This is a genomic window from Pontibacter sp. LHS2 (genome assembly GCF_058932845.1).
On sequence record NZ_JBZYWG010000001.1, the window covers coordinates 1,948,055 to 1,969,375 of the forward strand.

23 protein-coding genes are annotated in these 21,321 nt (G+C 48.9%); 8 read left to right on the forward strand and 15 right to left on the reverse strand.

All coding sequences use genetic code 11. The features are described from left to right. Positions 1-26: 26 nt before the first annotated feature. The 5 genes from AC5FX6_RS08500 to mraZ form a co-directional block, all read right to left on the reverse strand. Entirely contained in the window at positions 27-1,493 is a 1,467-nt protein-coding gene (locus AC5FX6_RS08500) for a UDP-N-acetylmuramoyl-L-alanyl-D-glutamate--2,6-diaminopimelate ligase (protein WP_493596600.1), read from the reverse strand. Then, positions 1,493-3,592 (reverse strand): penicillin-binding protein, encoded by a 2,100-nt coding sequence (locus tag AC5FX6_RS08505; RefSeq protein ID WP_493596601.1) that lies wholly within the window; start codon positions 3,590-3,592, stop codon positions 1,493-1,495. Before AC5FX6_RS08505 ends, AC5FX6_RS08500 begins: the two co-directional genes overlap by 1 nt. Continuing rightward, entirely contained in the window at positions 3,582-4,004 is a 423-nt protein-coding gene (locus AC5FX6_RS08510) for an FtsL-like putative cell division protein (protein WP_493596602.1), read from the reverse strand. Before AC5FX6_RS08510 ends, AC5FX6_RS08505 begins: the two co-directional genes overlap by 11 nt. 63 nt (positions 4,005-4,067) lie before the next feature. Continuing rightward, positions 4,068-4,970 (reverse strand): 16S rRNA (cytosine(1402)-N(4))-methyltransferase RsmH, encoded by a 903-nt coding sequence (rsmH, locus tag AC5FX6_RS08515; protein ID WP_493596603.1) that lies wholly within the window; start codon positions 4,968-4,970, stop codon positions 4,068-4,070. Further along, on the reverse strand, positions 4,970-5,437 hold the full coding sequence (gene mraZ, locus AC5FX6_RS08520; protein WP_007652473.1) for a division/cell wall cluster transcriptional repressor MraZ: 468 nt from the start codon (positions 5,435-5,437) through the stop codon (positions 4,970-4,972). Before mraZ ends, rsmH begins: the two co-directional genes overlap by 1 nt. 392 nt (positions 5,438-5,829) lie before the next feature. Here mraZ and AC5FX6_RS08525 point away from each other — a divergent pair, with 392 nt between their 5' ends. From AC5FX6_RS08525 to AC5FX6_RS08535, 3 genes are all read left to right on the forward strand, one after another. Beyond that, the gene (locus AC5FX6_RS08525) at positions 5,830-6,234 is read left to right on the forward strand and encodes an HYC_CC_PP family protein (protein WP_493596604.1); all 405 of its coding nucleotides are present in this window, start codon (positions 5,830-5,832) and stop codon (positions 6,232-6,234) included. A 78-nt stretch (positions 6,235-6,312) separates the two neighbouring features. Beyond that, the gene (locus tag AC5FX6_RS08530) at positions 6,313-8,532 is read left to right on the forward strand and encodes a TonB-dependent receptor (RefSeq protein ID WP_493596605.1); all 2,220 of its coding nucleotides are present in this window, start codon (positions 6,313-6,315) and stop codon (positions 8,530-8,532) included. 84 nt (positions 8,533-8,616) lie between these two features. Beyond that, a complete protein-coding gene (locus AC5FX6_RS08535; RefSeq protein ID WP_493596606.1) occupies positions 8,617-8,967 on the forward strand; it encodes a heavy-metal-associated domain-containing protein in 351 nt (116 codons plus the stop codon). Positions 8,968-9,014: 47 nt separating this feature from the next. Here the strand turns inward: AC5FX6_RS08535 and AC5FX6_RS08540 are convergent, their stop codons facing one another. The 10 genes from AC5FX6_RS08540 to AC5FX6_RS08585 all read right to left on the reverse strand — a co-directional run bounded on the left by AC5FX6_RS08540 (position 9,015) and on the right by AC5FX6_RS08585 (position 17,244). After that, positions 9,015-9,704 carry a fatty acid desaturase gene (locus AC5FX6_RS08540; protein ID WP_493596607.1) on the reverse strand — a complete coding sequence of 230 codons (690 nt, stop codon included), beginning with the start codon at positions 9,702-9,704 and terminating at the stop codon, positions 9,015-9,017. 136 nt (positions 9,705-9,840) lie between these two features. Then, positions 9,841-10,692 (reverse strand): 4-hydroxy-3-methylbut-2-enyl diphosphate reductase, encoded by an 852-nt coding sequence (locus AC5FX6_RS08545; RefSeq protein WP_493596608.1) that lies wholly within the window; start codon positions 10,690-10,692, stop codon positions 9,841-9,843. Positions 10,693-10,698: 6 nt separating this feature from the next. Continuing rightward, entirely contained in the window at positions 10,699-11,397 is a 699-nt protein-coding gene (locus AC5FX6_RS08550; RefSeq protein ID WP_493596609.1) for a lycopene cyclase domain-containing protein, read from the reverse strand. Positions 11,398-11,402: 5 nt separating this feature from the next. Continuing rightward, a complete protein-coding gene (locus AC5FX6_RS08555) occupies positions 11,403-11,858 on the reverse strand; it encodes a hypothetical protein (protein ID WP_493596610.1) in 456 nt (151 codons plus the stop codon). An 84-nt stretch (positions 11,859-11,942) separates the two neighbouring features. After that, positions 11,943-12,776: a phytoene/squalene synthase family protein gene (locus AC5FX6_RS08560; protein ID WP_493596611.1), complete on the reverse strand. Its 834-nt coding sequence runs from the start codon at positions 12,774-12,776 to the stop codon at positions 11,943-11,945. A 15-nt stretch (positions 12,777-12,791) separates the two neighbouring features. Beyond that, positions 12,792-14,300 carry a bifunctional phytoene desaturase/3,4-desaturase gene (crtID, locus tag AC5FX6_RS08565; RefSeq protein WP_493596612.1) on the reverse strand — a complete coding sequence of 503 codons (1,509 nt, stop codon included), beginning with the start codon at positions 14,298-14,300 and terminating at the stop codon, positions 12,792-12,794. A gap of 37 nt (positions 14,301-14,337) precedes the next feature. After that, a complete protein-coding gene (locus AC5FX6_RS08570) occupies positions 14,338-14,847 on the reverse strand; it encodes an RNA polymerase sigma factor (protein WP_493596613.1) in 510 nt (169 codons plus the stop codon). A gap of 209 nt (positions 14,848-15,056) precedes the next feature. Next, positions 15,057-15,944 (reverse strand): MerR family transcriptional regulator, encoded by an 888-nt coding sequence (locus AC5FX6_RS08575; protein ID WP_493596614.1) that lies wholly within the window; start codon positions 15,942-15,944, stop codon positions 15,057-15,059. Continuing rightward, positions 15,917-16,426 (reverse strand): sterol desaturase family protein, encoded by a 510-nt coding sequence (locus AC5FX6_RS08580; RefSeq protein ID WP_493596615.1) that lies wholly within the window; start codon positions 16,424-16,426, stop codon positions 15,917-15,919. The genes AC5FX6_RS08575 and AC5FX6_RS08580 overlap by 28 nt, the downstream gene beginning before the upstream one ends. A 44-nt stretch (positions 16,427-16,470) precedes the next feature. Continuing rightward, entirely contained in the window at positions 16,471-17,244 is a 774-nt protein-coding gene (locus AC5FX6_RS08585) for an enoyl-CoA hydratase/isomerase family protein (protein ID WP_493596652.1), read from the reverse strand. Positions 17,245-17,628: 384 nt separating this feature from the next. Here AC5FX6_RS08585 and AC5FX6_RS08590 point away from each other — a divergent pair, with 384 nt between their 5' ends. The 5 genes from AC5FX6_RS08590 to paaD all read left to right on the forward strand — a co-directional run bounded on the left by AC5FX6_RS08590 (position 17,629) and on the right by paaD (position 21,208). Next, the gene (locus AC5FX6_RS08590; RefSeq protein WP_493596616.1) at positions 17,629-18,201 is read left to right on the forward strand and encodes a TetR/AcrR family transcriptional regulator; all 573 of its coding nucleotides are present in this window, start codon (positions 17,629-17,631) and stop codon (positions 18,199-18,201) included. Between the two features lie 112 nt (positions 18,202-18,313). Then, positions 18,314-19,300 (forward strand): 1,2-phenylacetyl-CoA epoxidase subunit PaaA, encoded by a 987-nt coding sequence (gene paaA / locus AC5FX6_RS08595; RefSeq protein ID WP_083674181.1) that lies wholly within the window; start codon positions 18,314-18,316, stop codon positions 19,298-19,300. A 26-nt stretch (positions 19,301-19,326) separates the two neighbouring features. Beyond that, complete coding sequence (locus tag AC5FX6_RS08600; RefSeq protein ID WP_493596617.1) at positions 19,327-19,959, forward strand: phenylacetic acid degradation b; 633 nt, start codon at positions 19,327-19,329, stop codon at positions 19,957-19,959. Continuing rightward, entirely contained in the window at positions 19,959-20,714 is a 756-nt protein-coding gene (paaC, locus tag AC5FX6_RS08605; protein WP_493596618.1) for a 1,2-phenylacetyl-CoA epoxidase subunit PaaC, read from the forward strand. The genes AC5FX6_RS08600 and paaC overlap by 1 nt, the downstream gene beginning before the upstream one ends. An 8-nt stretch (positions 20,715-20,722) precedes the next feature. After that, positions 20,723-21,208, forward strand: a complete 486-nt coding sequence (paaD, locus tag AC5FX6_RS08610; RefSeq protein ID WP_493596619.1) for a 1,2-phenylacetyl-CoA epoxidase subunit PaaD — start codon at positions 20,723-20,725, stop codon at positions 21,206-21,208. The last annotated feature ends 113 nt before the right edge of the window (positions 21,209-21,321 follow it).

Here is a 21,321-nt window from a genome sequence, read left to right on the forward strand (position 1 = left end):
TTTCCTATGTCTTTTATAAGTTTGTCTTATTTGCCAAGCTGTTGCAGGGCTTCCTGCAGCACTTGTTTATCGTCGAATGGGTATTTCACGCCCTTTATCTCCTGATAAGTCTCATGGCCTTTACCGGCCACCAGAATGATGTCGTCCTTGCCGGCCAGCATGCAGGCTGTACGAATCGCTTCTCTCCTATCCAGCACACTCAGCGTCTTCTTGAAATCCAGCGGCTTTACGCCTTTCTGCATGTCTTCCAGTATCGCCTGTGGCTCTTCGAAACGCGGATTATCGGACGTCAAAATCACCTTATCGCTTAGACGGCAGGCGATGTCCGCCATCACCGGGCGCTTAGCTGCGTCGCGGTTGCCACCACAGCCAACTATTGTTATCACCGTTTGCAGCGGCGTACGGATTTGCTGAATCGTATTGAGCACGTTCTCCAGCGCATCCGGCGTATGAGCGTAGTCCACTATACCTGTAATTTGCTCGATGTCTGACACGATATAGTCAAAGCGACCTGCTGCCGTATTTAAACTAGATAGGATTGTCAGTGCTTCCATTGGGTCTTCTTCGAGCAACACCGCCACGCCATAGGCGCCTAGCAAGTTGTAGGCGTTGAAAGCCCCGATCAACTTGGCCCAGATCTCGTGACCGTCTATCTCCAAATGCAGCCCCTGCAACGTGTTATCGATCAAGCGTGCTTTGAAGTCAGTTACTTTACGGAGCGAGAAGTAACGCACGTCGGCTTTGGTGTTCTGCACCATTACCGGACCACGTTTGTCGTCAGCGTTAATCAGCGCGAAAGCACCCGCTGGCAGTATATCAAAGAAAGATTTCTTGGCTTTGATGTACTCGTCGAAAGTGCCGTGGTAGTCCAGGTGGTCGTGGGTAATGTTGGTGAACACGCCGCCTGCAAAAGTTATACCTGCCACACGTTGCTGCACCATGGCATGCGAACTCACTTCCATAAAAGCATAAGCACAGCCTGCCTTTACCATCTTATCCAGCAAAGCATTCAGCGACACGGCGTCAGGCGTGGTATGCGTCGAAGGGATAATCTCTTCGTCGATCTGGTTCTGCACTGTAGAGATCATCCCCACATGGTAGCCCAATTCGCGGAACAGCTTGTGCAACAAAGTCACCGAAGTGGTCTTGCCGTTAGTACCCGTTACGCCTACCAGTTTCAGTTTTCGAGAAGGATGGCCGTAAAACGCAGAAGCCATTAAGCCCAAGGCCTGACCGCTGTTTTTCACTTTGATATAAGTAATATCTCCGGCCAGTTCTGCCGGTAATTCTTCGCACACAATAGCAACGGCCTTCGCCTCCACGGCTTTCGCCATGAAGTCGTGTCCGTCCACTTGCACGCCGCGCATGGCTACAAACAGCACGCCTTGCTGTACCTGCCGCGAGTCGAAAGTGATCAACTCGACCTGCACATCCAGTGGGCCGTGGCTTTCCAGCACGGTTACGTCTTTCAATATGTCCTGTAGTAGCTGCATTAGCTCAGTACAATCGTAATTTTAGTTTCTTTGTTAATTTCAGTGCCCGGCTGCACGGATTGTTTCACCACACGCTTGCCCATTCCTTCCACACTTACTTTCATGTGCTGATTACCCAAAATGAACAGGGCGTCGCGCAATGTCATGCCGGTTACGTCGGGTACCTGACCACCTCTTACGGGGTTCGGCTCAAACTTCAGCGAGCGCATTTGCGGCGTCACGCGCACCCACTCGTCATCATTATTGGCAGTGGAATGATTGCTGATTCCGATCTTATTCAGGATCAGGCTCAGGTCATCGAAGCTGCCGGCTTTCACCTGTGGCAAACTGTCTTTGTTCGGCACCACACGGGCACGCAGCGGCTGGTGCATGGCCAGGTCGCGGGCGTATGCCTTGTCGGCCACTTCCTTAAACACCGGCGCGGCCACATCGCCGCCGTACACGTTCACCCCTCTCGGGCTGTCAATTATCACAATGCAGCTATACTTCGGATTGTCAGCCGGGAAATAACCAGCGAACGATGTTGAGTATAGCTTCACGTATTTACCGTCCTTCACCTTGCGGGCGGTTCCGGTTTTACCAGCCACTTTATAATCGGCGCTGCGGAGGTTTTTGGCGGTACCGTTCTGCACCACACCCTCCAGCATCGCACGTACCTTTTTAATCGTCTCTTCAGAAGCGATTCTCTCGTTCAGCACCCGCGTTTGGAACGTCTGTATCACCTGATCCGCGCGACGAATCTCTTTCACGATGATTGGCTGTACCTTCACGCCATTGTTCGCCACGGCATTGTACAGTGCCAGCGTCTGCAGCGGAGCCAGCTTCATTTCGTAGCCAATCGACATGGACGTGAGCGAGGTGCCATACCATGTTTTATCACTGGTGTTCTTGATATAAGGCCTTGCCTCACCGTCCATCTGGAAACCCAGCGTGCTGCTCAAACCGAACTTGTGCAGGTAGTCCACAAATGCCTGCGGATTGTCATTGAAGTTCTCCTGAATCAGTTTGGCCACCCCGATGTTAGACGACTTCTCGAATACCTCCTGTGCCGTGATCTTTCCGTAACCTCCGATTTTCACGTCGGTCATGGTCGTATTTTTAATGCGGTATCTGCCGTCTCCGGTATCTACTGTATCGGTCAATTCCACATCAGAATGTTCAAACAAAGCCAGCATAGAAGCCAGCTTGAAGGTAGACCCTGGCTCCGTACGCCCCTGGTTACCAACCGCATAGTTATAATCTTCAATGTAACCGCCCTTGGTTTTACCCAGGTTAGCCATCGCCTTGATCTCTCCTGTTTTCACCTCCATCAGAATCACGCAACCGTAGTCTGCGTTCTTCTCTACCAATGCTTTGTAGAGGGCGTTCTCCGCTACGTCCTGCAGGTTGATGTCGATGGTGGTCTTAATATCGTAACCGTTCTGCGGGGCCACTTCCGTCCCGTCGTAGATCGGTTTATTACCGCCCGCTATACGCTCAAAAAGGGCCTCCCCATCGGTGCCCGCCAACTCGCCGTTATAGCTGTATTCCAAGCCGGCGCCGTTCTTGTCTTCGTTTATAAACCCAATAGTTCGCTCTGCCAGCATGCCGAAAGGCTTGAAGCGCTTCTCCACTTTCTCGAAGATCACACCGCCTTTGTTCTTACCCGCCCGGAAGATTGGCCAGCTTGCCATCATCTTCTTCTCCTGGTAGTTGATTTGGCGGCTATTTAGTCTTATATACCTTCTGCCGGCATGGCGCGCATTTTTGATCTTGCGGCGGTAATGCTCTGCCGACTGGTCTTTGTAGAAGCGCGACAGCAGCATCGCCAGCGAATCTATACCTCCATTAAAGGTCTCGGCCTGAGCGATAGCCGGGTCAAAAGCAACACGGTAAAACGGCAGTGACGTGGCCAATATGCTCTCGTTGTCAGAGTAGATATTGCCACGGGTAGCCGGAACCGGCTGGTAGCGGATACGGCGCTCTTTCGAAATCTCTTTCCACTTGGTACCATCCAGCACCTGTATCTGTACAATCTTGTACACGATCGCACATGCAAAAAGGCAGACCAGTAAGAACACGATCCGCACGCGCAATACTATTTCCTTCTTAATATTCATCTGCCGCTACTTCTACTTGGTAAGGTGGAGATGAACTTTCAACAAGGCCCAGCGGTGCCACGTTGCGCGCCACTTCAGACTGTTTGCTGGCGCCCATATAATCAGACTTCAGAGTGGTATAATCCGCCCGAAGGTCTTCTGTCTCTACTTTGATCTTGGCAATTTTGCGGATAGTCTTCTCGGCGTAGTGGGTGTTGCCGATATAAAACAGCGTGATGCCTGTCATGAAAAGCACATGCGGCAAGAAACGGGTAGGAACCCCCTCCTGAAACAGGAAATCTACATTAGTGTATTTATCCAGCAATTTAAAAAGGCTGAATCCCTTCTTGGTAGCCTTCACCTCCGGCTTCGCCTCTTCCTCCGGCTTCACACGTAGCGTGTTGCCTTTGGGTGCGGCAGCTGTCTTAGTCATAAGGTTAGGAGCCATAGTTGAGTTTCGGTTACTACACTGTTATTGATTCTATTTCTGCATTCGCTATCTCTTCTCTGCGATTCTTAGTTTGGCGCTGCGTGAGCGACTGTTCTCGAGCAACTCCTGTTCTGAGGGCACGATCGGCTTGCGGTTGACGGCATCGAGCGGTTTTTTCTCATTCCCGAACAGGTCTTTTTCCACCTCCCCGAAAAACTTGCCCTTGGCGATGAAGTTCTTCACCAGTCGGTCTTCGAGTGAGTGGTATGACATCACCACCAATCGCCCGCCGGGCTTCAGCACTTCGGCCGCTTGCTCCAACATTTCCTCAAGCGCCTTTAGCTCATCGTTTACTTCTATGCGTAGCGCCTGAAACACTTGCGCCAGATATTTGTTCTCTTTTCCACGAGGGGTGCAAGAGCTGATCGCTTGCTTGAACTCGCCAATCGTTTGGATCGTATTTCGGGCCCTTTGCGACACGATTACGCCAGCCAGTGTCTTGGCATTTTTCACTTCGCCGTAAATACCGAAGATCTTGTGCAGCTGCTCCTGGCTGTAAGTATTGACCACTTCGCTTGCCGGCGTACCTGACTCAGGATCCATGCGCATGTCCAATGGTCCGTCAAAACGGGTCGAAAAACCACGCTCTGCTTCATTGAACTGATGCGATGAGACACCAAGATCAGCCAGAATACCGTCCACTTCCTTAACACGGTAGAGGCGCAGGTATTTTTTCAGATCGCGAAAGTTGGCGCGCACAAACGTGAAAGCTGGGCTGTCAATCTTCTTCGACTGCTCTTCCGCGTCGCGGTCCTGATCAAACGAATAAAGCTGACCTGTTGTCAGCTTGCTGGCGATTACCTTAGAGTGACCGCCTCCCCCAAATGTCACATCCACATACACGCCATCTGGTTTGACCTCCAGTGCGTCTATACATTCCTGCAGCATAACCGGTCTGTGGTACTCCATTAAATCAAAGGCGCTTCCGCCGGTTTATCTCCTAAAAACTTCTCGGCCAGTTGTGAGAAACTCTGCTGGTCCTTGATCAGGAAGTCCTCATACTTGTCAGGATTCCAGATCTCAACGCGGTTTCCCAAGCCTACTACAATTGCTTCCTTTTCCAGGTCAGCGAAGCGGGCCATCGTGCGGGGCACGATAAAACGACCGGTGCCATCCAGCTCGATCTCCGTGTTACCACGGAAGAAGTTGCGCTGAAACTGGCGGTACTCCTCATTGAACTCGTTCAGACCTGCCACCTTATCATAAATTGTCTTCCACTCTGATTTTGGGTAGAGCACAAGACAAGGCTCGAAACCTCTTGTTAGCACCACATGATTGCCAGATGCCTCCGGTAGGTTGGATTTTATCTTTGCAGGTAAAACCAACCTTCCCTTTGGGTCAATCTTGCATTCATATTCGCCAGACAGGAAGTTCATGTATATGACAGTTAAATCCGTATAGTTTTCGGAGTATACAAATGTAACGATTCACCAAAACACCGCAACCACAATCTCCCACTTTTTACCACTTTGTGGATAAATTACGGTTATCCACCCCACTTATCCACATTATCCACATTTTGGACCTTCATTTTGCGGATAAGTTTATTTGCATAAAATATCACCTTTCGTTAATATACGAGAGAGTATATATTTTAAATTACTGAATAACAGCTATTTACCTAACAAATAACACACAATTATTCACTAACTCTGTGGGATTTCGGCAAAAGTGGGACAAAGTGGAGAATGTGGGACAAAGTGGGTGAATATCCCCAGCGTGGATAAAGTTTGTGGTAAAGTGGGGCAAATTTCCGTATATTTGTGGTGTGAATCAGACCATCCGCCATACGGTTACACTATTACTGACCCTCAGCATTTTGCTAGGTTCTTTTGGCGTAGCTTTGAGCGAACAGCTGTGCCTGATGACTGGCTTGAAAATGTCAGCCATAGAGGAACAAGCGGATGGTTGTTGCCAAACACCTGATACACAAGAAGCTACTGAAGATGACTGCTGCACAATGGAGCTTTCCTTTGAGAAGTTAGAGCCGGTTTCTTCTATTAAGAGTCTTTCACTTGAGATCCCGGTTTTCTTTTCGATTGGTTTCACGCCACTTTTCACTACTTGGGCTCCGGCCATCACCACCGACCAACGGATTCTCACTTATTCCGATAGTTCTCCTCCGCTCTACGGCATTCAACTACTCCATCGGCTTCAGATTCTTATCGTCTAAATCTTCTCTGCATTCCAAGACAATGGTGCTATACCTATGTCTATAACTGCCTGCTTAAGATTTAATCGAATAAGATTTATGCATTTCAACAGACCTTTGCGATCATTTTGCCGCCTTTTCGGTACGTTCGCACTATTTATAAGTATCCTATACCCTGCCACCGCCCAGCAACTGACGGGCAAAGTGGTAGACAAAACCAATAATTCCCCGCTTGTCGGTGCCAACGCTGTATGGAAGGGCACTACCAAAGGCACCCCGACAGATGCTAGTGGTAACTTCACACTTCAGTTAGCCGACGCTATCAGTCCACAGATCATCGTGTCATATTTGGGTTACAAGCCTGATACGATTGACGTGAGCGGCAAAACAGCTATAACCATTGCACTCAGCCCAACCAGCTCCATAAGAGAAGTTGTAATAGAAGGTCAACAGACCCGATATTCAACCCTCACACCCACCAATTCGCAGATTATCACGACCCGCGACCTGGAAAAATCGGCCTGTTGCAACTTGGCAGAGAGTTTCGAGACCAACGCCTCGGTGGAGGTAACGACAACCGACGCAGTTTCGGGCGCTAAACAGATTCAAATGCTGGGGCTTGACGGTTCCTATACCTTGCTGACCACCGACAATGTACCGGCGCTGCGTGGCCTTTCCACTCCCTACCGCCTCAATTACTTATCCGGCACCTATATTGAGTCGATCGATATTATCAAAGGGATGGGTTCGGTGCTGAATGGCTACGAGTCGATTTCGGGGCAGGTGAACGTTAAGCTGAAGGATCCTGAGAAAAGCGAACGGCTATACCTGAACTTGTATGGAAACAGCCTGGCCAAGTTCGACGCCAACCTGAATGTGTCGGCGCAGGTGAGCCCAAAATGGAGCACACTCCTCATGCTTCACTCCGACCACCTCGGCAACCGCGTAGACCGCAACAAAGATGGCTTTATGGACCTGGCCTTGGGTACGCACCATAACGTGTACAACAAGTGGAAGTACACCCACGGCGATTGGGTATCGGAGTTTGGCATTAACGCCTTGCGCGAAACCAAACTGGGCGGACAAATGGGCTATGAAAAAGGTGAACCGATTGGACCTGAGCAACACTATGGCACCGAGTCGGAGACGGACCGCTTATCCTTTTATAATAAGACCTCTTATACCTTCAAGGGCAAGCCCTATCAGAGTTTGGGTTTCATCTCTTCGGGCGTGCACCACAAGTTTAACTCGCTATACGGCCGGCGGCAGTATAACGGAGAGCAAAACACCGGCGATCTGCGCTTCATTTTCCAGTCTATCATCGGGCACACAGGCCATACCTATAAAGTGGGCGCAAGCTTCCTGTACGATGATTATTCTGAGCGGCTGGAACAGACTAGACTGGCTCGTACCGAGCAAGTACCGGGTATTTTTGCAGAGTACATCTTCAACAACGCCGAGAACCTGACTGTGGTGGCTGGGGCCCGTACCGACTTCCACAACCTGTACGGTACCGTGTTTACGCCACGTCTGAATGTAAAGTATGACTTCACGCCAAATACCATTTTCAGATTGGCTGCAGGGAAAGGATTTAGAGTGGCTAACCCGATTTCGGAAAACACAGCTGCTCTGGTCAGCAATCGTGCCTTCACTTTTCAGGAAGAACTAGAGCCTGAGAAGGCTTGGAATCTGGGTGGGTCCTTTACGCAGTATTTTGAGCTGGGCGGTCGTCCGGGCGCTTTCATCACTGACTATTACTATACCATGTTCCAGAACCAGGTAGTGGCTGACATGTATAGCAGTGCTAATGAGATTGCCTTCTACAACCTACAGGGCCGCTCCTTTTCCCGCAGTTTTCAGGCAGAACTGCAGTACGAAGTGTTGAAAGGCTTTGATGTAAAGACGGCCTATAAGTACTATGATGTGCAAACCACCTACAATGGTACCCTGCAGCAACGGCCTATGATTCCGCAGCACCGTTTCTTTGTGAACCTGGGCTTTGCTACGCCATTCGACAAGTGGCGCGCAGACCTGACCACCCAGTACTTTGGCCAGATGCCGCTGGCCTACATGGAAGGCCACAGCGGTGCAGCCAACGTGCGTCAGTCTGATGCCTTCTATACCTTGAACGGGCAGGTGTCGCGGGCCTTTAAGCGATGGGAACTATACCTGGGCGGCGAGAACCTGTTGAACTTCCGACAACCGAATGCCATTATAGGAGCCAATGACCCCTTCGGTGCTAATTTCGACGCCAGCATGGTATGGGGCCCGATCACAGGCCGCGTGATATACGCAGGTCTGCGCTTTAAAATTGAATAGCGGTATAGATTTTGCAGAAGCCATCCCGGCTAGAGTTGAGTATATTTAAATCAGTAAACTAAATTCACCATTTACTTTATCAACATGAAAATTTTCAGAAACCTCGGATTAGCATTCATCATGTTCTTCGCTACGCTGAGCGTACAAGCACAGAACAGCAACGAGAAAACAGTTCAGATTAAAACCTCAGCCGTATGCGGCATGTGCAAGAAAAGCATAGAGAAAGCCATGGCTTACGAGAAAGGCGTGAAGAAATCCAATCTGGACGTTGACTCCAAAATGCTCACTGTGACTTACGACAGCAAGAAGACCAACGAAGACAAAATTCGCAAAGCTGTGAATGAGACAGGCTATGACGCCGACGACAAGCCAGCCACACCGCGTGCTTACAATAAACTAGACGATTGCTGCCGCAAGGAAGCAGGAGCGCACTAAGTCGCTTATAGCATACAAATCAAAAAGGGTAGCTGACACCAAGTCGGCTACCCTTTTGCTTTGTATAGCTGCCACCACGGCAGGTAGGGCTTGTCATGGTGCTCATAGTGGTAGCCGAAAAAGTAGCAACTCACAAAAGCCCACAGGTGGTTCTTGGCCTGCGTACCTGACTTATGCCTGTTATCCGGCGCATGCTCGCCACGATGCGGCAAGTAGGTGCCGAAGTAGAACAGCTGGAAGGTAGCTAGTATGGCGGGCACCATCCAAAACATGATGACATTCTCAATCGGAAAAAACAACTGCAGCACATTATAGGTAATGGCCATCAGCACGATTTGCCACCACGTGATGTAGTTTTTCAGAAAACTATAGTACCAGGGCCAGAAAGAACCATGATGGTAGTCCGGGTCTTCTTCGGTAGCTACATGCTTATGGTGCTGGTGATGTTTGGGCAAAAGTCGTGGGTACCAGTTATAAGCAAACAAAAAAGCGGTGACGGTGCCAATAATACGGTTGAGCTTTGGCCTACCGGGAGCGACTACACCATGCATGGCGTCGTGCGCCGTGATGAAAAGGCCAGTGTAGAGATGTGTCTGTAACAACAAAAACAGGTAGAGTAAAGGCGAAGTGAAATCAACCGGGAAGTGCAGCAGGTATACGAGCAAGCCAAACCAGCAGACCACAATGATGGCTGCGATCGCTACTCCCCTGCTATCTCGTTTGATTGTCTTTACCATTTGATTTATTGAAGGCTATACCTGTTCTTATCCGCTTCGATCAGGCCGTAACTATACCTGATTGTTCTGAATGGCTATACCTGTTTTTGGAATTTAGGCTAGAATTGTCGCTAGTTTATGCAAGACTATACTCAGTTCAAACCGTCTCCCGGAGCAGCATATTTCGCACCTCCTCCATTAGCCACATCGGCGTGGACGTCGCACCGCAAATGCCTACTTTATCACCATCGGCAAACCACTCGGGCTGAATCTCTTCTACCTTCGAAACAAAATAAGTAGCAGGATTAGTGTCCTTACATACCTGATAAAGCACTTTGCCATTGCTCGACTTAGTGCCCGACACGAAGATAATCTTATCAAACTGCGCGGCAAACTTCCGCAAGTCCTTATCACGGTTCGATACCTGCCGGCAGATGGTGTCGTTGGCGTCTACTTCGTAGCCCTGTTGCTCGAGTGTATCTTTGATGTTATAGAAGCTGTTGGTACTCTTAGTGGTTTGGCTATAGAGTGTGATTTTAGAAGGCAGGTCATGCTGCATAAGTTCATCCAAATTCTCAAATACGACTCCTTTGTTGCTCGTTTGCCCTAATAGGCCCATCACCTCGGCGTGCCCGTGCTTCCCATATATAAAGATCCTCTCGTCTTTGTCATAAGACGTTTTGATCCTGTTTTGCAGCTTAAGTACTACAGGGCAGGAAGCGTCAATCAGAGTCAGGTTGTTTTGGAGAGCTACATGGTAGGTTGAGGGCGGTTCGCCGTGAGCGCGTATCAGCACAGACTCACCATGCAGTTCCTTTAGTTGGGCATGGTCAATAATGCGCAACCCCCGCTTCTGCAGGCGCTCCACCTCCACGTCGTTGTGCACGATGTCGCCCAGGCAATACAGATAGCCGCGCTCGTCGAGGATATCTTCTGCCATCTGAATGGCATAGACCACGCCGAAGCAAAAGCCTGAGTTAGAATCGATAGTGACTTGAAGGTTTCGCATATACCTTTATACAGCCAAGCGTTGATATTGTTTAACGGCGAAACGCTGTTTTAAGCCTTCGTAAATCGAAATTGTCAACAAAAGCATCAGCATCGAGTACATGGAGTCTTCTACAGGTATAGACACAATGCGCAAACCCAGGTTGTAACTATTGTTATACCAAACAATTGGCAGATAGGTGAGAACGCCGTTTACCGTCAGGAACGGGACCAGGTGCACTAGGTAAGCCAGGTAGAAACGTCCTAATTTTTGAGTGTTGAAAAAATAGTAATGCATCCCCAGCACAGCAGCCAGCAAGATGAAGGTGATAGAGGTATAAAGTCTTTCGAGATTAAGACCAGCTATGAGCAAGAGGACGGGTATAAGCACAAAGGTTATTCCTTTGGCATAAGGCTGCATCAGGTCTTTGGTAATGTAGGCATTCAGGCACTCATAGATGAAAACGCAGGCATAAGGCACTGTGATGAAAAAGAGTACTTCCTCGATCGGCAGATTAAAAAGGTAGATCCCGACTAGATATTCCGGATTGAAGCCCCACACACCTGATTCTGTGAACAGCACGTCCCAGAAAATGAAGAGCGCCGCGTTGATGATGATCGCCGGCCAAAGGTATGGCCAGTTTTTATAGAAGGTCACTTTCCTGTCGAATGAGAGTAACAGAGGAAACAGAATGGTGAAAATGTTCAGGTACAGGTATAGCGGCATGCGGCTTAAATCGGTATACGTTTGAGTCTTTGTTTTTCCTGCTCTGTGCAGTGGTCCTTCGTCAGCATGAAGGCGCGAATGTCCCGGGCCATGTCATCAGATAGCCCGGATTTTGGATGGCGCTCCAAGCCGGCGATGATCTTTGCTTTATCGTCCTGCAGGTTTTTGCTCATGTTAAGGTAGCGCGGCACGTAATGCTCTACCGTAAAGCGCAAAAACCTTATTTCCGGATTTGAAGCATTGAGCCGCACTGCCTCTTCAAATATCTCGGAGGAACGCTGCAGATGCTTCATTTTCATATAAGGATTCCAGACATGCTTGGCCATGATTGCTTCTGAAATTGCCTTATAAGCCAGTATCACCGGATTATTATCCTCGTAGCTGCTCATCAGCTCATGAAAATTCCGACCGGCCTTGCTGTCTTTGCTGGCCTCCAGAAACTGCACTCGCAGATCTGACAATTTGTAATCTTTGGAATTATCGGCAAGCGCCGTAAAACTTAAAAACAGAAAAACGAATAGTATTTGTAAGCTATTTCTCACGAATTAAATGGCGTTTAGTTGGTACCTGACATAGGAGCCCAAAAGTAAGGCAAACTTTGTGTTATCAGGTACTCTTACGCGCTCATTTAATATATGGGTTGCCGGCAGCCCTTTGATTTTGTGGAAAAGCTTGAGGTAATATACATAGGCAAGGTATACACCCATGCGCGCCGAACGTGGCAAAGCGAGTATACCAGCGTAGGCGTCTTTGAAATCCAGCGCAATGTCGGCCTCTATCTCCTCTTTGCTGGCGTTGTTGAAAGTGCGAATGTCCACGGAAGGAAAATAAACCCTGCCCCGGTCTTTAAAGTCGCTCTGCATGTCACGCAGGAAGTTCACTTTCTGAAAAGCCGCCCCCAAGCTGCAGGCTGGTTTCTTAAGACGCTCAAACTGTTCTTCATCTCCCTCGCAGAACACTTTCAGGCACATCAACCCAACTACTTCGGCAGAGCCATAAATGTACTCTTTGTAAAGCGCCGGGTCGTATACATGATCCTCTAGGTCCATGGCCATGCTGTTCAGGAAAGCCTCGATGTATTCACGGTCTATCTTATACTCGTTGACTACACACTGAAAGGCATGCAACACAGGGTTCAGGCTTATACCTTGCTCAATGGCCTCAAAAGTCTGTTTGCGGAACTCACTGAGCAGTTTACGCTTGTCGAAGTCATGGAAGGTGTCTACAATTTCGTCTGCGCAACGCACAAAGCCATAAATAGCATAGATGGGTTGGTGGAATTTGCGGTGCAGCGTTTTAATTCCAAGTGTAAAGGAGGTACTATACGCTTCAGTTATCAGCTTGCTACAGTTCAGGCAGGTCTCTTTAAATAAATCCATAGTTCTAATGGGGAGTTATGTACTCATTATTTCTCGTTGACCCGTAGCCAGCGCATATTCTTTCGCCACTTCCTTTGCCACCACTTGTCCTGAGATCAGCGAGGGTGGTACTCCTGGACCAGGCACCGTCAATTGACCGGTATAGTACAGGTTTCTTACTTTTTTACTCTTCAGGCTAGGCTTCAGCAGGGCTGTCTGCATCAAGGTGTTAGCCAAGCCATAGGCATTGCCTTTGAAGGCATTGTAATCAGAGATAAAATCCCGATGCGCGTAGCTACGCTTGTAAACCACGGCACTGCGCACATCCTGTTTGGTTAAACGCTCCAAACGATCCATGATAAGGGTATAGTAGCGCTCCCGCAACGCTTCGGTATCTTCCAGGTCTGGTGCCACTGGCATCAGCACAAACAAGTTCTCACAACCTTCCGGGGCCACGCTAGCATCCGTTACCGACGGAGCTGACACATAAAACAGTGGTTTAGCCGGCCATTTGGGATCGGTGTAAATCTCGTGCGCATGCGGCCCAAAATCTTCGTCAAAGAACAGGTTGTGATGACGTAGGTTGTCCAGTCTCTTGCTTATACCTAAATAGAAAATAAGGCAGGAGGGCGCCATCACGCGTTTATCCCAATAGGCCTCCGTATAACTACGGTAATCCGAAGCTAACAGATGACGTTCGACGTGGTGGTAATCAGCGCTGCCTACTACCACATCCGCCTCGAAAGTGCCTGTAGCGGTGCGTACACGTCGAGCTATACCTTGCTCTACCTCAATTTCCTGCACATCCTGGTTATAGAGAAAAGAAACCCCCTTCTCCTCTGCCAGCTGTACCATACCTTCAATAATCTTATACATCCCGCCCATTGGGTACCAGGTACCCAGGCTGATGTCGGCATAGTTCATCAAACTATAGAGTGCCGGGGTGTTCTGCGGCAGCGCTCCGAGAAACAGTACCGGAAACTCCATTAGCTTGATGATCTTGTCATGCGAAAAGAATCGACGGATATGGGCGTGAATAGACTGAAAAACATCCATGCGCAACACATCCATTAAGAGTTGCAAACTCATGAACTCGCTCACTGAGCGTCCGGGTTTGTACACGAGCTGGTTTATCCCTACCTCGTATTTGTAAGCAGCCTGCTCAAGAAACTTATCGAGACGAGAAGCGCTGCCGGGCTCCCACCTCTCGAACAGCGCCTTCAGCTCGTCCAGCGAGGCAGGCACGTCCACAAAGTCATCCTCACCAAATACGACAGTATAAGATGGGTCGAGCCGCACGAGGTCATAGTAATCGGAAACAGTCTTGCCAAACTTCCGGAAGTAAGACTCGAAGACATCCGGCATCCAGTACCAGCTCGGGCCCATGTCGAAGGTATAGCCTTCGGCTGCAAAGCTGCGGGCACGTCCTCCGGGTGTGGCATTCTTCTCGAGCACCGTTACTTCATAGCCTAGGTCGGCCAGACTAGTAGCGGCAGACAGTCCAGAAAATCCAGCACCGATTACGATTACTTTTTTTGACATCATCTAGAAATTTACTAAAAAAAACTGGTTTAAGTTGTAGCTAGTCGCCATAAACCTGCAACAGTTTCTTCAACTCCTTGCGGGCAATGTGGATACGGTTTTTCACAGTGCCGATTGGGATGTTAAGTTTTTCAGCGATTTCCAGGTATTTGTAACCGATGTAATACATCATGAACGGTGTGCGGTGCTCTTCATTGAGCTTGGCGATAGCCGCTTTAATGTCACTCATCACAAAGGCAGCCGTGCCCTTGTTCACAGTGATGAAGCTATCGTCCGTGTTCATGTACTGCAGGTATTCAGTACTGTCTACCTGACTGCTGCGCTTTGTAATTTTGTTGTAATTGTTGATAAACGTATTGCGCATGATGGTGTAGAGCCATGCCTTCAGATTAGTGCCGGCATTGAACTTCTCACGGTTTGAGAGCGCTTTAAGCAACGTTTCCTGCACAAGGTCCTTGGCATCGTCCGCATTGCGGGTAAGGTTCATAGCTACCGGCTTCAACGAACCAGCTGCCATCTGAATATGATTGGAAAATTCTAATGCCGTCATACTGTTTAACATTTAAGGTAAATCACTAAACAATTATACGGACATCTAAATTTTAAGTCAAGTTTTGTTTAATATATTTTCGGATACATTAAACAATATAAACTTCTCCGATTATTCCACTTTAGCACTTTAACCAACAAAAAAGGCCAAACCCAATTGGATTTGACCTTTCCTGTTGAACTATCCCGTTTCAGAGACCTGTTTAATTATCAGCAAAATCTTTTCAACAAAGCTTCAAAATCAGCAATACTACTCAAGCGATGTGTATTTTTAGGGTACTCCAGAAAGCTATGTTGTGCCTGATAGCCATAAAAGTAGATCTGGGCATCAGGGAAAGTGGTTGCTACCTTATCAATATATTCCTGCACAAACTCCCGCTCAGGCACTATGGTCAGAACCGTACAGATAATGGCAGGTTTCAGCTGGTCATAAGTTCTCTTTAAGTCTTCGAATGGCAGGTTCTGTCCTAAGTAAATTACCTGTTGATGGTGTGCCCGGATCAGGTAGTTCATGAAAAGAAGCGCTATCTCGTGCAGTTCTCCTTCAGGCAGGTATAGTAAATAAGACGGAGATCCTTCTTTACGCTTCAACACCTGCCCATCGATGGCTACTATCAATTTTTGCCGCACCAGATTGCTCACGAAGTGCTCATGGGCGGGCGTGATGTTGTTGGTCTGCCAGAGTATTCCAATCTTATGCAGAAACGGATAAACCACCTGCAGCATCGCATTCTGAAAACCCAGCTGCAGTGTGACTGTGGAAAATGACTTGTCGAAACGCTCTTCATCCATGTCAATCATGGCTGTCACCATGCTGTTGATGTGATGAGATAGCGTATGGGCCTCCTGCTCGGCCAGCTGCTGCACTGTTAGCTTGAGCTGCTCAGAGCTCATCTTCGCGATTTTAGAGATCTTATACCCTTGCTCATTGAGGAGCGAGATATTAAGCAGGGTTTTAAGGTCGGCGTCGCTGTAGTAGCGAATGTTGGTATCGGTTCGCTGGGGACAAAGCACATTGTAGCGCTGCTCCCAGATGCGGATCGTATGAGCCTTGATACCTGAAAGGTGCTCTAGCTCTTTGATGGTGTATTGCGCCACGTCTGTTCCCCTTGTTGTCGTTTCTGTAAAATTGAGTATGCTGCCCTAAAGTACTTCGGTGCCACCCACAGCATTCCGTAAGATTCGGATCCGTCGCGGCTCGTGTGCTTATGATGCACCTTATGCGCCATGTTTAAGGCTTTCAGGTAAACGTTAGACGTATTACCGAAAAACTTAATACGCCTGTGGATGAATACATCATGTATTAGGAAGTAAGCTACGCCATAAAGTGTAATACCTGCTCCTATCCAGAACCTATAGTCAATGGGCTCACTGCCGAAAATAAAAAACAGCATAGCAAGCGTTCCATAATAGGCAAAAAACAGGTCATTCCACTCAAAGGCGTGCTTGTGATGCGTGTGATGGGACTTGTGCAGAAACCACATAAAACCGTGCAGCACGTACTTGTGCATGGCCCAGGCCACACCTTCCATTGCTACAAAAGTAATCAACATGATTCCAAGGCCCATCAGCATACTCATCAAACAACAAGTTTAACAAATGGTTTTGAAAGTTCTACAGAAAATTACCAAGTCAGCGCCTCTTTATTCAAAAATGCGGCTATACCACGCTGACAGTCCTCACTGCCACGGGCAACGGCATTCATTTCAGCCGCATACTGCAACCCATCTTCCAGCGACATTTCCTGCACACGGGCAATCATCTCTTTGGTGACTTCCATGCTTTGGCGGGAGTTCTCTTTGCAGAGCTTCTGAGCGAAGCTGAACACCTTCTCTTCGAGTTCTTCAGCAGCCACTACATAGTTTACCAGGTGAAAACTCTGTGCCTCCTCGGCTGAAATCAGATCACCTGTAAGCAACAGTTGCTTGGCACAGGCCTCTCCTATCTTACGGAGCAGAAACACCTTCACGATAGCAGGTATAAAACCGATCTTCACTTCGGTATAGCCAAACTTGGCCTCCGGCACCGTAAATGCGAAGTCACAGATGGCAGCCAGTCCGCAGCCACCTGCAATGGCGTGGCCATGCACCTGCGCGATCACAACTTTCTTTAAGGTATAGATCTGGCGGAACAGCTCCATCAGGTGAGTAGAGTCGGCGAGGTTATCGTGGTAGTCGTACTGCTGCAGGCGCTGCAGGTATTCCAGGTCGGCACCTGCGCAAAACACTTTGCCTTCGGCGCGCAGTACGATCACTTTGCACGACTCATCGTCTTCGGCAGCAGCAAAGGCGCGCTTTAGCTCTGTGACCATTTCAGCATTCAGCGCATTGCGCTTCTCAGATCTGGTTAGGGTGATGTACCCAACACGCTCTTTCACTTCGTAATGCACGAAATCCATGGTTTGCGTGATAGGTGGTTGTGTTGTGTCAGTCATGGTAATAGCTTCTAAATTTAGATTTATCACACCGGCGAACCGGTATCAGGTATACGCGAGCAATTTGGTAATGCTCCATTAATATAAGCAATCGTCAGCTATTATTAAGCTTTTAGCGCAACTTCTTATCACTACAATGATCGCAAAATCAGAAGGAAGGTTGCATAGGCTCTATAATGACGACCTATTCCTTTAACAGGTAAACAGCCAAATTGTGCAGGCGCTTACGCGTTAACTTTTGTAGCTCGCAATTAGCCAGCAACTTCCATTCCATAATTCGCGTAAAATTTATTTGCTAACGAACGTTAGGTTGTTTACATTTGTTGTTATCTATATAAGGAGTATACTTTGAGCAGGAAAGAACAGATAGAGCAAACGGCTACGGCCCTATTCAAAACCAGAGGATTCTCGGCCACGTCCATGCGCGACCTGGCCAATGCCCTGGGTATAGAGGCTGCCAGCATTTACTCGCATATCCGTTCCAAAGAAGAGATTCTGCAGCGAGTGTGTTTCCGGATGGCAGATGAGTTTTTTGGAGCGATAGAAGCTGTGAAAGACGAGAACACCAGCGCAACTGAGCAACTGAAGCGGGCCATTTCGGCGCATGTGCAGGTGCTTACCCGCAACACGGAAGCCTCAGCAGTGTTCCTGCAGGAGTGGCGCCACTTAAGTGAACCATTCCATACGGAGTTTCTGGCGCTGCGTGACCGGTACGAAAATTATTTCCGTGAGATTATCCGCCAAGGTATAGCAAGCGGAGAGTTTCAGGTACCGGACGAGAAGTTTGCCGTGCTCACTATTCTTTCGGGACTCAACTGGATCCATACCTGGTATAAGCCGGAGGGAAAAATGAAACCGGAGGAAATTGCAGAGAACCTGTCGGCCATGTTGCTGAACGGACTAAAGACGAACCTTAATTAAACTGATCTATACCTAACCTTTACCTAGTACACCCTAACTAAACCTAACCTTTGCCGGACTGTCCACCTTAACAGTCCGGCAATTTTTACCGAACCTTAAAACTAAAGATATTATGTACGGAGGAGGAAACGTTTTTGAAGCTACCAAATTCGACGACCTGCAGACCGAAGATCCTGCAAAGCTAGCCGAATTTGAAGCGCGCATCGCCCGTGGCGAGAAGATCGAGCCAAACGACTGGATGCCGCAACTTTACCGCAAGCAGCTGATTCGTATGATCGAGCAGCACGCGCACTCTGAGATCATCGGCGCTTTGCCGGAAGGTACGTGGATCACCCGTGCCCCAGGCTTCCGCCGCAAGATGGCCCAGATGGCCAAGGTGCAGGACGAAGTAGGACACGCACAGCTGCTTTACTCTGCCGCTGAAACCTTGGGCAAGACCCGTGAGCAAATGCTGACGGACCTGATCAACGGCAAGAGCAAGTACTCCAATGTGTTTAACTACCCGGCTTTTACGTGGGCAGATTCCAACATCATCTCCTGGCTGATTGACGCAGGTGCGATCGTAAACCAAATGGCTAACGCAAAGGGTTCATACGGTCCTTACTCCCGTGCGCTGGAGCGTATCTGCGCTGAGGAGGCTTTCCACCTGAAATATGGCCACGACGCCGTAGTACATATGGCAACCGGCACACCGAAGCAGCGTGAAATGATTCAGGCTGCCTTGAATCGCTGGTGGCCTCCGATTATGACGTTCTTCGGACCGTCTGATAAAATGAGCACGCACACCGAAACACTGATGCGCTGGAAAGTGAAGATGGCCTCAAACGATGAGTGCCGTCAACAGTTCCTCGACATGTACGTGCCCAAAATTTGGGAGCTTGGCCTTACCGTGCCAGATCCGAACCTGAAGAAGAATATGGAAACCGGCCAGTGGGAATATACTGAGCCAGATTGGGATGAGTTCAAGCGTGTGATTAACGGTGACGGTCCTTGCAACGCTGAGCGTCTTGCCGTACGCCGTACTGCCGAAGAGCGTGGCGCCTGGGTTCGCAGAGCCCTCCTCAACCCGAAAGCAAAATATGTGAAGCCATTGGCCTAGTCAATGGAAGTTTAACTAATAAAACTATGTCTCTGACATCACTAGACCCAAGAGTAACCCGACTGAACCTGCCGGAGGAGATGGCTCCTATCGAACCAAAACCCGAGCTGGATCAGTTTGAAACATACGAGGCCTTCCATCAGAAGAAAGAAGGCGCTGCCCATACCTATGTTGGCCCGGTACATGCCCCGAACGAAGATGTTGCCTTCTTATTCGCCAAAGAGCAGTATAGCCGCCGCTTTGCTTGTGTGGGACTTTGGATTGCACGTACTGAGCACATCCAGGTAACGCCTTATGTTGGCGATGGCGAAAACGTGTATGATATGATACGTGTGGAAGAGCCAGCTGAGCGCAGCGAAGAGGCCGAGGCTTACGAAATTTTCCATCTGAAGAAGCGCGGCAAAGCCCATGCCCATGCCGGTCGTGTGATGGCGACTTCTTACCAGGAAGCCTTACAGGAAGCCCGTAACCAATTCGGCGAGAAAGGTCCGATTGTGAATGTATGGGTAGTGAAGTCGAAGCATGTGCTGCAGTCAGCGGATGAGGACAAGGACATGTGGACCACTATACCTGAAAAGAAGTACCGCGAAGCCATCGCTTACAAGGTGATGGACAAAATCACGAAGTATAAAGAAGAACACAAAACGACCGCGCAATAATGAACGAGCTAGCGATAAAAGACCTGTTATACAAACTGGCCGACGACCAACTGATATTGGGCCACCGCAACTCTGAGTGGACTGGCTTCGGTCCGATCCTCGAGGAGGATATTGCTTTCTCGTCGATGGCGCAGGATAAGATTGGCCACAGCCTGGCCTTCTATACCTTACTGCAGGAGCTTGGCGAAGCTGAGCCAGACACAGTTGCGTTCACACGCAACGCCAACCAGTTCCACAACAGCCAGCTGGTAGAGTTACCTAATGGCGAGTACGACTTCAGCCTGATCCGCCACTTTCTGTACGACAACGCCGAGATCATTCGCTTCGAAATGCTGAGCCAGTCAAGTTACGAGCCGATTGCCAAGGTAGCCACCAAACTGAAAGGTGAAGTGAAATACCATGTGTTGCACGCCAATACTTGGATCAAGAACCTGGGCTCGTCCACAGAAGAAGCTATTCTGCGTTTGCAGTCGTCGCTGAACGAAGCTATACCTTATGCACTGGGTATGTTTGAGCCGTCACAGTATGAGCAGGAACTGATCGAGGCCGGTGTATACATGGGCGAGGAAGCTGTTAAAGCTGAGTGGCTGAAGCGCATCGAGGCAGTGATTGAAAAGACGAATCTGAAATTACCAGATCTTGCTTCAGTTGAACCAATACTGGGAGGCCGCTACGGTGAGCACACTGAGCACCTGCAGCCGCTTCTGGACGAGATGGCCGAGGTGTTCAAGATTGACCCGACAGCGGAATGGTAAAATAAAAAATGGAGTTGACGAAAGAGAACATATTGACCCTGTTGGAGGAGGTGAAAGACCCTGAGATACCGGTATTATCGCTGGTAGATTTGGGTGTGATCACGGGTGTGGATATTTCACGGGAAGGACACGTGACTGTGAACATGACACCGACCTTCGCTGGTTGCCCTGCCATGGACTATATGAAAAAGGACGTGGAACGCACCTTGGAGAAGCACGGCATTCCAGACCACACCGTCATTATGTCTTTTGACAAACCTTGGGACAGCAACAAAATCTCAGAGAAAGGCCGCCAGCATTTAAAGGAATTTGGCCTGGCGCCACCTCCAAAGTATGACCTGATCTTAGACCTTGACATTTTGGAGCACGTAAAGTGCCCTTACTGCGATAGTGAAAACACGGACATGCGCACCCCATTCGGACCAACCCTTTGCCGCTCTATGCACTACTGCAACGACTGCAGACAGATGTTTGAACAGTTTAAGCCGCTGTAAAAGACTTTTATAAAGAAATAGGAATCGCCTGTTGGAAACGACAGGCGATTTTTTTTATTCACTACTATCCTGAGCGTCTTACTCTAAAATCATTAGCTTAAAAGTCATTTTCA

Coding starts and splice junctions, on each gene's coding strand:
- AC5FX6_RS08500 (WP_493596600.1), bottom strand. CDS start 1,493: ATGCAGCTACTACAGGACATATTGAAAGACGTAACCGTGCTGGAAAGC.
- AC5FX6_RS08505 (WP_493596601.1), bottom strand. CDS start 3,592: ATGAATATTAAGAAGGAAATAGTATTGCGCGTGCGGATCGTGTTCTTA.
- AC5FX6_RS08510 (WP_493596602.1), bottom strand. CDS start 4,004: ATGACTAAGACAGCTGCCGCACCCAAAGGCAACACGCTACGTGTGAAG.
- rsmH (WP_493596603.1), bottom strand. CDS start 4,970: ATGGAGTACCACAGACCGGTTATGCTGCAGGAATGTATAGACGCACTG.
- mraZ (WP_007652473.1), bottom strand. CDS start 5,437: ATGAACTTCCTGTCTGGCGAATATGAATGCAAGATTGACCCAAAGGGA.
- AC5FX6_RS08530 (WP_493596605.1), top strand. CDS start 6,313: ATGCATTTCAACAGACCTTTGCGATCATTTTGCCGCCTTTTCGGTACG.
- AC5FX6_RS08535 (WP_493596606.1), top strand. CDS start 8,617: ATGAAAATTTTCAGAAACCTCGGATTAGCATTCATCATGTTCTTCGCT.
- AC5FX6_RS08540 (WP_493596607.1), bottom strand. CDS start 9,704: ATGGTAAAGACAATCAAACGAGATAGCAGGGGAGTAGCGATCGCAGCC.
- AC5FX6_RS08545 (WP_493596608.1), bottom strand. CDS start 10,692: ATGCGAAACCTTCAAGTCACTATCGATTCTAACTCAGGCTTTTGCTTC.
- AC5FX6_RS08550 (WP_493596609.1), bottom strand. CDS start 11,397: ATGCCGCTATACCTGTACCTGAACATTTTCACCATTCTGTTTCCTCTG.
- AC5FX6_RS08560 (WP_493596611.1), bottom strand. CDS start 12,776: ATGGATTTATTTAAAGAGACCTGCCTGAACTGTAGCAAGCTGATAACT.
- crtID (WP_493596612.1), bottom strand. CDS start 14,300: ATGATGTCAAAAAAAGTAATCGTAATCGGTGCTGGATTTTCTGGACTG.
- AC5FX6_RS08570 (WP_493596613.1), bottom strand. CDS start 14,847: ATGACGGCATTAGAATTTTCCAATCATATTCAGATGGCAGCTGGTTCG.
- AC5FX6_RS08580 (WP_493596615.1), bottom strand. CDS start 16,426: ATGAGTATGCTGATGGGCCTTGGAATCATGTTGATTACTTTTGTAGCA.
- AC5FX6_RS08585 (WP_493596652.1), bottom strand. CDS start 17,244: ATGGATTTCGTGCATTACGAAGTGAAAGAGCGTGTTGGGTACATCACC.
- paaA (WP_083674181.1), top strand. CDS start 18,314: ATGTACGGAGGAGGAAACGTTTTTGAAGCTACCAAATTCGACGACCTG.
- AC5FX6_RS08600 (WP_493596617.1), top strand. CDS start 19,327: ATGTCTCTGACATCACTAGACCCAAGAGTAACCCGACTGAACCTGCCG.
- paaC (WP_493596618.1), top strand. CDS start 19,959: ATGAACGAGCTAGCGATAAAAGACCTGTTATACAAACTGGCCGACGAC.
- paaD (WP_493596619.1), top strand. CDS start 20,723: ATGGAGTTGACGAAAGAGAACATATTGACCCTGTTGGAGGAGGTGAAA.